This is a genomic window from uncultured Microbacterium sp. (assembly GCF_963521695.1).
Taxonomy (GTDB): domain Bacteria; phylum Actinomycetota; class Actinomycetes; order Actinomycetales; family Microbacteriaceae; genus Microbacterium.
In genome coordinates this window covers 1-10,001 of sequence record NZ_CAUQWC010000120.1, presented here as the reverse complement: position 1 = coordinate 10,001, position 10,001 = coordinate 1, and the positions used below count along the sequence as shown (strand labels likewise).

Annotated in this window: 7 protein-coding genes and 1 pseudogene; 2 read left to right on the top strand and 6 right to left on the bottom strand. The window is 70.1% G+C overall.

Going from position 1 to position 10,001, the window contains the following annotated elements:
• From RWP81_RS10090 to RWP81_RS10080, 3 genes are all read right to left on the bottom strand, one after another.
• Positions 1–712, bottom strand: a 712-nt coding sequence (locus RWP81_RS10090) for a DUF998 domain-containing protein (protein WP_314455663.1), incomplete at its 3' end; no start/stop codon positions are given.
• A 242-nt stretch (positions 713–954) separates the two neighbouring features.
• Positions 955–1,857, bottom strand: coding sequence for an aldose 1-epimerase family protein (locus tag RWP81_RS10085; protein ID WP_314455659.1), 903 nt, complete (start codon positions 1,855–1,857; stop codon positions 955–957).
• Positions 1,854–2,477: an antibiotic biosynthesis monooxygenase gene (locus RWP81_RS10080; protein ID WP_314455656.1), complete on the bottom strand. Its 624-nt coding sequence runs from the start codon at positions 2,475–2,477 to the stop codon at positions 1,854–1,856. Before RWP81_RS10080 ends, RWP81_RS10085 begins: the two co-directional genes overlap by 4 nt.
• Positions 2,478–2,845: 368 nt before the next feature.
• On the opposite strand from RWP81_RS10080, the gene RWP81_RS10075 reads away from it, so the two are divergent.
• Positions 2,846–5,176: a DEAD/DEAH box helicase gene (locus tag RWP81_RS10075; RefSeq protein WP_314455653.1), complete on the top strand. Its 2,331-nt coding sequence runs from the start codon at positions 2,846–2,848 to the stop codon at positions 5,174–5,176.
• Positions 5,177–5,249: 73 nt separating this feature from the next.
• Here the strand turns inward: RWP81_RS10075 and RWP81_RS10070 are convergent, their stop codons facing one another.
• Together RWP81_RS10070 and RWP81_RS10065 are read right to left on the bottom strand one after the other, a co-directional pair.
• On the bottom strand, positions 5,250–6,353 hold the full coding sequence (locus RWP81_RS10070; RefSeq protein ID WP_314455650.1) for an Rv2578c family radical SAM protein: 1,104 nt from the start codon (positions 6,351–6,353) through the stop codon (positions 5,250–5,252).
• Between the two features lie 89 nt (positions 6,354–6,442).
• Positions 6,443–8,353 (bottom strand): AAA family ATPase, encoded by a 1,911-nt coding sequence (locus RWP81_RS10065; RefSeq protein ID WP_314455648.1) that lies wholly within the window; start codon positions 8,351–8,353, stop codon positions 6,443–6,445.
• Between the two features lie 154 nt (positions 8,354–8,507).
• Here RWP81_RS10065 and RWP81_RS10060 point away from each other — a divergent pair, with 154 nt between their 5' ends.
• Positions 8,508–9,635 (top strand): M15 family metallopeptidase, encoded by a 1,128-nt coding sequence (locus tag RWP81_RS10060; RefSeq protein ID WP_314455645.1) that lies wholly within the window; start codon positions 8,508–8,510, stop codon positions 9,633–9,635.
• A gap of 174 nt (positions 9,636–9,809) precedes the next feature.
• On the opposite strand, the pseudogene RWP81_RS10055 reads toward RWP81_RS10060, so the two are convergent.
• Positions 9,810–10,001: pseudogene (locus RWP81_RS10055) on the bottom strand (LytR family transcriptional regulator); the annotation flags it as partial.

Here is a 10,001-nt window from a genome sequence, read left to right as displayed (position 1 = left end):
GGCCGCACCCGACGCCGGGGTGGTCGGCGTCTGCGCGGCTCTCGGCGCGGAGCGCGACGGCGCCGAGCGTGTGGGTGAGCATGCCCGACCACGCGAACATCGCTCCGCACGAGATCGTCTCGAACAGGGCGAGGTTGATCGTGGCGGTGACGAAGAGCGCGATCGAGAGGGCGAGCCACACCAGGGCGATAACGGTGCTGATCGCCATCCGCGCTCCGAGCCGGCGCAGCATGACCGGAGCGCTCACGAGCAGGACCAGGAAACCGAGCACCATCATGGCCGCCACTCGGTCGTGGAGGTCCTTGTCGGTGTTCAGCGGCACGCATCCCACCAGGGCGAGGCTGATGCCGACCACGTTCAGGCAGATGCACGCGAGGGTGGCGGTTCCGCGGCGGACGGTTCCTCGACCGAGTCGGCGGACATCCCGTCGGACGAAGAGGGCGAACACGACGACCATGAGTCCGCTGACCTTGAGCGTCGTATTGAACAATGCACTCGAGAAATCACCGAAGATTCCGAGTTGACTGAAATGCAGTTGCCACCACAGCGGGTCGCTCGTGGTGGCCATGGAAAGCAGGAGTCCGCCCAGCAGGACAGACAGCACTGCTCCGCCGACGTGCAGCGACGGCACGGCCGCGAGGCGGCGCGTGAGGCCGCCGAGACGCGGTATGCGGAGGATTTCAGGGTCGACGGACGGGAGCGCGGTGCTCATGTGGGGGAGTCTTTCCTCGGGACGGAACGGGACCCCCAGCACGTGGGATCCTCGGCCCCCGTCGGCTTCAAACGGACTTTTGCCGAGAGAGCCGTGGTTCTCGGCCGCCCCGGCCTCGACGATTACCGTCACCGCAAATGGTAGCTTTTGTCCGCGTGAATTGAATCCGCTTGTTCTTTCTTTTTCCCCCAGGTCAACAAAACAATTTGCTTGTCCCCCAAATGGGGGACAAGCCGCGGGATTCAGGAGAAGCGGACGCCCCATTCCCGCGCCATGACGGACCCCGGCTGCAGGGTGTCGAGATCCGTCCCCGTGGCGAAGGCGTTCGCCGGTGCCGTCATGGGTTCGATCGCCACGGCGAGCGGGTGCCCCGGGTAGCGGTCGGTCGTGAAGACCTGGACCCATCGGAAGCCCTCGTCCTGCCAGAGCTCCAGGCGGCGTCCGTCCGGGGCGGTGAGCGTGTGGCGGGCGTGGCCTTCGGCATCCCGTTCGAGGCCGCGATAGCCGTTGTCGAGCGAGGCGTCGCCCAGCCGTCGGCCGCTGCGCAAGTCGGTCGCGTCGTCGACGGCCACTTCGTCGATGGGGATGTTCCGCTCGTCGACCACGAGCGTCGTCGTACCCGTGGAACGCACGACGAGATCCTCGGTCGCGACGCCGTCGATCTGGAAGTAAGGGTGCACGCCCAGCGCGACGGGGGCCGTTCTCGCCCCGACGTTCTCGATCTCGTGCGCGACGCGCAGTCCGTCGGACTCGAGCGTGTAGGTGACGCGCGTGCGCAGATGGAAGGGATACCCCGTCTGCGGCACGACGTCGGCGCCGAGCACCAGCCGTTCGTCGGTGTGCCCGAGGGTCTGGTAGGTGCCGAATCGCAGCAGGCCGTGGCTGGCGTTGCCGAACTTCGGCTCGCTGATCGCGAGCTGCTGATCGTCACCGTCGAAGGTGTACCGGCCGTCACGGATCCGGTTCGGCCAGGGTACGAGAACGACCCCGGATGCCGCTGGTGTGGGCAGGTCGTCGGGATAGCTCGGCACGAGATCGACGCCCCCCACGGTGAGGGCGCGAAGCGCCGCACCCACCTGGGTGACCTCGGCGGACGAGTGGGGTCCGCGCAGGTGGAAGCGCTGGCCGGTGGGATCGGCGGTCATGACGAGGCCTTTCTGGAGCGGGGTGGGCGCTGCAGCCACGGCCGCAGCAGGCGGGTGACCCACGGGAGCACCGCGTAGGTCATGACGGGGGTGAGCATGACGGTCGTCGCCAGCACGCGCAGCACGAGCGGGACCTCGGTGAAGCCGGGGATGAAGCCCAGCAGCCAGGACGCCAGGAGATTCGTCGGGAAGAATCCGACCCAGATGGTGACGGCCTGTTTCCACCGAGGGGGCGCGGCCGGTACCGGGTGCTGCACGGGCGAGGTCGTGGCATCCGCGGGGGCGAGCACCGAACCGAACGAGGCATCGAACCAGCCTTCGATGCCGGTGCGCCGCTCGACGCGCTCCTCGCGCGCGAAGGGGCGGCCGGAGTCGAGCCACCACTGCCGCTGCGATGAGGTCTCCCATCCCTCGAGCGTGGCGATGTCGCGGAACCGGTACAGCATGTACCAGAGGTCGCTGTCTTCCCCCGCGCGCACCCACCCCGAGCCGAGGAAGCCCGGGAAGGCGGTCGCGAGGTCGGTGCCGGCCTGCATCCAGGAGGTCGCTTCGGCGGTGCGCGTCGGATCGATGCGCCGCTCGATCGCCACCGTGATGGGGTGGGCGTCGGTGTCTGCCATGCGTCCATCTTCGTGCAGGTGCGCGGGCGCGCGTCGCGGCGTCCTGCCCCCCCCCTTGTCCCACTTTTCGCGGAGCATGTCCCATTTGTGGCTGCTCTGGGCGCTCGGGAGTCACCATAAGTGGGACAAGGGTCGCCGGACAGGGCATGGATACCATTCCCAGGCGCGGGCTGTACCGTGGTGCGGTCGGCTCTGGACACCGTGCGTGATGCGCGGATGGGTTTGTAGTCCAAGGGGCCGATGGACAGGACGCGATCGCGGCCTCGACCATCACTAGTGAATTGGCCCCCGGCCGACGAGAGTCCGGGATTCGCACCGCTACGAGCGGCGCCGCTGTTTCGCGCGAACAGAACCCAGGAAGTTTCCCCATGCCCAAGAACAAGAAGCCCGCCGGCGGTCGTCCCGCCAAGAATTTCGAGCCGCGCTACGCCGCTCAGACCTCGTTCCAGGACCGTAAGCGTCGTCCCGGTACGGAAGGGCCCGCCAAGCCCGGCAGCAAGAGCCCCAGCCACCGCGGCTACCGCCCCGAGGCGGAGTCGACCGGTGACAAGGGCCGTTGGAACGCCTCCGACCGCGCTGGCCGCGCCGAGGCCCGCAACATCCGCACCTCGTCGCGCGATGACCGCCCTGCCCGTTCGTTCGAGGACCGTCCCGCGCGTTCCTTCGACCGGAACGAGCGTCCTGCTCGTTCGTTCGACCGCACCGATCGCCCGGCCCGTTCGTTCGACCGCAGCGACCGCCCTGCGCGTTCGTTCGATCGTGACGAGCGTCCGCGTCGCGACGCGGGCGAGCGTCCTGCTCGGTCGTTCGACCGCAGTGACCGCCCCGCGCGTTCCTTCGACCGCGCCGATCGCCCGGCGCGTTCGTTCGACGAGCGTCCCGCCCGTTCGTTCGAGCGTCGCGACGAGCGTCCCGCCCGCAGCGACGACCGCCCGGCTCGTTCGTTCGACCGTAACGACCGTCCCGCGCGTTCCTTCGACCGCACCGACCGCCCCGCGCGTTCGTTCGACCGTAACGACCGCCCGGCGCGTTCGTTCGATCGTGACGAGCGTCCGCGTCGCGACGCGGGTGAGCGTCCGGCTCGTTCCTTCGATCGCAGTGATCGCCCCGCGCGTTCGTTCGATCGCGCCGATCGCCCGGCTCGTTCGTTCGACGAGCGTCCCGCCCGTTCGTTCGAGCGTCGCGAGGAGCGTCCCGCCCGCAACGACGACCGCCCGGCGCGTTCGTTCGACCGCGCCGACCGCCCGGCTCGGTCGTTCGACCGCGCCGACCGCCCCGCGCGTTCGTTCGATCGTGACGAGCGTCCTCGTCGTGACGCCGGTGAGCGTCCTGCCCGTTCGTTCGACCGCAGCGACCGCCCGGCTCGTTCGTTCGACGACCGCCCGCGTCGCAACGACGGCCCGAGCCGCAGCGACTGGAACAACACGCCGAAGCGCTCCGCCGAGCACGATCAGCGCGTCGACGTCGTGCACGAGCGCCTGCAGGCGCAGGCCGTGGACGCCGCGACCGAGACCGGTGCCGGCTTCGCCGAGCTCGGCCTCGGCGACAACCTGGTGCGCGCCCTCGCGAGCCTCGGAGCGGCGAGCCCCTTCCCCATTCAGGCCGCCACGGTGAAGCCCATCCTCGACGGCCGCGACGTCCTCGCCCGTGGCCGCACCGGCTCGGGCAAGACGATCGCCTTCGGCGCCCCGCTCGTCGAGCGCATCCTGCGCGCCCAGGCCGGTCAGCGTCGTGAGTTCGGACGTTCGCCCAAGGCCCTCATCCTCGCGCCGACCCGCGAGCTCGCCCTGCAGATCGATGGCACCGTCCAGGTGCTCGCGCGCAGCGTCGGTCTCTTCACCACGCAGATCTACGGTGGCGTGCCCCAGGCGCGTCAGGTGGGTGCGCTGAAGAAGGGCGTCGACATCGTCATCGGCACCCCGGGTCGCATCGAGGACCTGCTCAACCAGGGCAAGCTCGACCTCTCGCAGGTGCAGGTCACCGTGCTCGACGAGGGCGATCACATGTGCGAGCTCGGATTCCTCGAGCCCGTGCAGCGCATCCTGCGCGCGACCGCCGACGGCAGCCAGAAGCTGCTGTTCTCGGCCACGCTCGACCGTGAGGTCGCGGCGCTCGTCGACGAGTTCCTCGTGGAGCCCGCCGTCTACGAGGTCGCCGGCGAAGACCAGGACTCCGGCACGATCGAGCACCGCGTGCTCGTGATCGACCACCGCGACAAGGCCGAGATCCTCGGCTCGCTCGTCGACCGCGCGGGCAAGACGCTCGTCTTCGCCCGCACCCGCGCGTACGCCGAGATGCTCGCGGAGCAGTTCGACGATGCCGGTGTCGCCGCGGTCGCCTTGCACGGCGACCTGAACCAGCAGAAGCGCACGCGCAATCTCGAGAAGCTCACCTCGGGACGCGTCAACGTGCTCGTCGCCACCGACGTCGCCGCCCGCGGCATCCACGTCGACGACATCGACCTGGTCATCCAGGCCGACCCGCCCGACGAGTACAAGACGTACCTGCACCGCTCGGGTCGCACCGGTCGCGCCGGTCGGACCGGCACCGTGGTGACCCTCATCACCCGTCAGCGTCAGCGTCGCATGACCGAACTGCTCGACCGGGCCGAGATCCAGGCGCCGTTCGAGCCGGCGCAGCTCGGCGACGACCTGATCGAGGAGATCTCGGGTCGCCAGCTGTCGAACGTCACCGCGTAAGCGAGCGCATCGAAACCCCCGTCGCGTACGCGGCGGGGGTTTCGCGCGTCCGGGACCGGGCGGCCCGGTGTGCTCAGAACAGCGTGGGCTCGCTCGCGGGCGCGACCCGCGGCCGGGCGGATGCCGTGACCCCCGTGCTGCGGATCGGTCCCAGGCCGCTGCTCGCGGGCGTGCGGGCGGCGAGTCCCGGCTGCGGACGACCGCTCGGGTGCTCGTCTTCGTCCCAGCCGTCGAGCCGGTGCATCCGCAGCAGTGGGCGCATGCGTTTGCCGAGCCACGTGCGGTAGGCCTTCGGCGCGGTCGCGGACACGCCGGGGTAGAGACCGCGGTACGACGAGACGAGATGAGGGTGCTCGCGTTCCAGCCACTGCAGGAACCATTCCTTCGCTCCCGGGCGAAGGTGCAGGGCTCCGTAGACGACGCGGGCCGCGCCCGCGGCGCGGATCTGCGCGAGGGCGTCGTCGAGCACGGCGATGGAGTCGGTGAGGTGCGGCAGGATCGGCATGAGGAAAACCGTCACGCGGAGACCCGCGGACGTCGCCGCGCGCACGGTGTCGAGGCGTGCCTCTGCGCTGGGCGTGCCCGGCTCGATCGACTTCTGCAGGGCGTCGTCGAAGACGGCGATCGACATCGCCAGGGTCACTTTCACCTCGCGTGAGGCGTCGGTCAGTAACGGCAGGTCGCGACGCAGCAGGGTGCCCTTCGTGAGGATCGAGAACGGCGTGCCGTTCTCGGTGAGTGCCCCGACGATGTCGGGCATGAGGCGGTACCGCCCCTCGGCGCGCTGGTAAGGGTCGGTGTTCGTGCCGAGCATGACGGGTTCGCGTGCCCACGACCCGCGACGGAGTTCGGTACGCAGCACGTCGGCGACATTGATCTTCACCACGATCTGCGAATCGAAATCTGCGCCGTAGTCGAGGTCGAGGTATTCGTGCGTCTTCCGAGCAAAGCAGTAAGTGCATTGATGACCGCAGCCCCGGTAAGGGTTCACCGTCCAGTCGAACGGCATCGCCGAGGCGCCGGGGACGCGGTTGAGAGCGCTCTTGGCCATCACCTCGTGGAAGGTCATCCCCGCGAACTCGGGCGTGGTCACCGACCGCACCAGACCGTCCATACGCTCCATGCCGGGGAGCGCGGCCGCGTCGTCGACGCCCAATTGTTGACCTTGCCACCTCATGCCCTCAGTCGAACACATGTTCGATACATGCGCAACATCAGAGGTTCGGAACTCGATGATGACGTCGAGACGGGGGAGAGTGCCGTCCGTCAGCGCGGCAACTGTTCCGCGAGAAATCGCAGTGCCTGAGCGTCCGCCTCGAGGCACTCCTCCTGTTCGCGCCGCGTCTGCGCGTCGAGGTCGCCATCGGCGAGCAGCCGGCGACTCACCTGGCGGCTCTTCGCCACGATCTCGAGAAGGAACTCCTCGTCACCCTCGGCGAGCGGGACGGCGAGATGATCGTCGTCCCGCGGCCAGCCGCCGGTGGCGCGAGGGCCCGGGTGCCGTTCGGCGGCCACGCCGCCGGCATGCTGGATGCGGACGGCGCGCGCGGCGACCAGCGGGTCACCTCCCACTCGTTCGACCGACCCGGTGTTGCCGAGCGTGGCGTCCACCGTGTGCCAGACCGGCATCGGAATGACGAGCTCGTGCGTCGGTGGTGTCGTGTCGACGGGGGAATCCGCCAGGTCCTCCCACGGCACGCCGCCCTCGGTCGGTACCAAGACCGGGTCGTCAGGGCCACCGGGAGAGAAAGCGGTTGCCGTGAACGGGGGCGCGCCGTCGGCGTCGGGTGTCGCGCTCAGCGTGAGCTCCTGTCGCGACCCGAGGAGCACGCGGGTGAGGGCGGCGCCCGAGTCGAGGAGCTCGTCGAGCGTGGCCGCCAGGTCGGCGTCGTCGGCTTCGGCGTCTCCGCGAAGTGCGGCGCGCAGCACGGTGCCGCGCAGCAGCTCCTTCGCGAACGATCCCGTCGTTCCCGCGGCCCGGTCGGCGGCGGCATCCAGGGCTTGTTCCGAGAGCGTCAACCCGTGGGCGTACCGCCGGAACAGGCGACGCCGATCGGCCTCGTCGGGGAGGGGGATCTCGACGCCGAGATCGACACGGCCTGGCCGGGCGGCGAGGGCCTCTTCGAGGATCTGCACGTGATTGGTCGTCATCACGAAGGCGATGTCGGCATCCGGTTCCAACCCGTCGAGGGCGTCGAGTACGTCGAAGAGCACCGGCTGGGGCGAGTGGCCGCGGTCGGCCGCGACGAGATCGATGTCCTCGAGCACCACGAGCGCGGGCGCGAAAGTGCGGGCGATCTCAGCCGCGGCGGTGATGAAGCGGATGCTCGAGCCGGTGAGCACGACCGCGGTCGTGTCGGGCGTGAGTGAGAGAAGGTGACGTACCGTGAGGGTCTTGCCCGTACCGGGTGGGCCGTACAGCAGTACGCCGCGTTTGAGATGCTGTCCGGCAGCGCGGAGCGCTTCGCGGTGGTCGCCGATCCCCACGACGTGGTCGACGATGCGCGACAGTACGCCTTCGCCGAGCACGATGTCGTCGGCGGCGACATCGGGGCGGGCGAGGAAGGTGGCCCCGGCTTCGTGGCCGTACTCGGTCGGCGCGAATGACAGCACCTGCCCGCGCAAGACGCTGCGTTCGATCATGAGGCGGCGGATCTCGACGAGCGCGGCGGCGGTGGCACCCGCGTCGCTTCCGATCAATTCGAGCTGCGGCTGAGGTGGTGCCGATCGTGGGTTCGCCGCACGCTGGACGATCGCGAGCGGCTGCCCCGCGAAGGTCAGCAGCCGCACGCCGAACGACACGACGCGGCGTTGCGCGTCGGCGCTGACGTCGCGCGACTCGTACGACACCGGTCCCGGCGCGAACTGCGAGTACGCGCCCGCGATGAGATCGGATGCCGAGACGTGCAGGCGTTGCTCTCCCCCTGTCACGCCGATGAGGCGCCCGCCGCTTCGTGACATCAGCTCATCGAGGGCGATGTCGGCGTCGACGTAGCGGTGCGCCGACACCGATTCGCTCGTGACGGGGAGGGTGGCGGCATCCACTCCGAGATGAGCACTCAGTTCGTCGCCCAGTGGCGTGCGGTCGCCCGCGGTGTCGGATTGCACGACGCGATGCATGTCCTGCAGGTAGGCGTTCACGGCGTGCATGAGTCGGCGGTCGTCGTCGTCGAGCATGGTCCCCCCAGGTTCGGTCTCGGCCCTCACAGCCTGCCGTCCCTTTCTCGGTCGGGCAACACGTAGCGTCCGTCCGGTACCCGCGAGGGGAGCATCGCGCAGGGTTCGGAGCGGGGTCACGCCGCTTTCAGGATCCGGCGAGAGAATGGGTCGAGTGATACCCCCCGATCCCGAGCGTTCTCCCCGCCGCGCCGCGCGCGCGGAGGCCGAGCGACTCGCGACGGCGGCAGTCGCGGTGACGCCCCCGGTCGAGCCGGCCACGCGTCGTCGGCTCCGCGCGGAGAGCGGAGCCCCCTCCGTACGCGCACCGGTCGGCATCCGGGCCCTTCTCGCCGTCCGTGGCGGCACACTGACCATGCGCCGCCGTCGCGCGGGTGTGCTGGTGGTCGCGTTGCTGAGCATGGCGACGGGAGCCGTCGCGATCGGCGCCGCAGCCTCCGCGGGCGGGGGCGAAGAGGCGGCGCAGACCGCGACCGTCGACACGGCGCCCGCGTTCCAGGGCCCGCCCGCCGTCCCCGCGGAGGGTCTCCCCGTCCCGCAGCTTGCGGCCGTTCCGGCGACCGCCACCCCGTGCGACGATCCCGCCGTCACCGCGGCCCTCGCCTCGGGAGACGACGCCGCCGTCATCTCCGCGATCGGTGGGGGAAGCGCCTTCCGCGAAGCGGTGGCATCCGGGATCGCCCCGTGCGTCTCGCTGTCGGATCCGAACCGCGAGTGGGTCGTCGTCAACAAGCAGCGCCCTCTCGATCCGCTCGACTACCGCGCCGGTGATCTCGTCATGCCGCAGAACGTCCGAGCGCTCGAGGAGTCGGCGCTGCGCTCCGCTCCCGCGAGCGCCCTGACCGAGTTGGTGCGGGCCGCATCCGATGCGGGGGCGGGCGAGATCGGATTCCTCAGCGCGTTCCGCTCGTACTCGACGCAGCAGTCGACCTACGCCGGCCGCGTCGATGTGGGCGGCGTCGAGGAAGCCGATCGCGAGAGCGCTCGCGCGGGCTACAGCGAGCATCAGACGGGGCTGGCCGTCGACATCGTTGCGTGCGACGGCTCCTGCGGGACCCTCGACGACATCGCCTCGTCACCGCAGGGGGCGTGGGTGCGGGATCACGCGTGGGAGTACGGCTTCATCACGCGCTACGCCGAGGGTCGTGAGAGCGTGAGCGGATACCTGCCCGAGGCATGGCACCAGCGCTACATCGGTCGCGAGCTCGCCCGCGCCTACCACGAGGGCGGGTACACCACGCTCGAGGAGTTCTTCGGCCTGCCGGCGGCGCCCACGTACTGATTCCGGATGCCGGACCCTGCGGCATCCGTTGGGCGGCGGCGCTCGGGGGGAGGTGGCTGAGCCTGTCGAGGCCCGGGTGTGCGGTCGCGGTACCTTCGACGGGCTCGGGGACCTGGGTGGCGGGGGAGGGGGCTTGAGCCTGTCGAAGCCTCCGGGTGTGGGAGTTCGACGGGGTCAGTTGACGACGCCGGCGCTGCAGGTCTGCTGCGCCGCGCTGGATCCGCTGATCGAGGGCGGCAGCGCGACCGCGCCGGTCGACGGATCGACGGTCCCCGGCTCGACCTCCTCGGTCGGCGGGGTCACATCCGACGCCGACTCGTCGGGTGACGGTGTCGGATCGGCGACGACGGTGCCGCCGTTGACGGC

What these genes read in the sequence shown, in the direction of transcription:
- RWP81_RS10085 (WP_314455659.1), bottom strand. Translation starts at nt 1,857, where the DNA reads ATGACCGCCGATCCCACCGGCCAGCGCTTCCACCTGCGCGGACCCCAC.
- RWP81_RS10080 (WP_314455656.1), bottom strand. Translation starts at nt 2,477, where the DNA reads ATGGCAGACACCGACGCCCACCCCATCACGGTGGCGATCGAGCGGCGC.
- RWP81_RS10075 (WP_314455653.1), top strand. Translation starts at nt 2,846, where the DNA reads ATGCCCAAGAACAAGAAGCCCGCCGGCGGTCGTCCCGCCAAGAATTTC.
- RWP81_RS10070 (WP_314455650.1), bottom strand. Translation starts at nt 6,353, where the DNA reads ATGAGGTGGCAAGGTCAACAATTGGGCGTCGACGACGCGGCCGCGCTC.
- RWP81_RS10065 (WP_314455648.1), bottom strand. Translation starts at nt 8,353, where the DNA reads ATGCTCGACGACGACGACCGCCGACTCATGCACGCCGTGAACGCCTAC.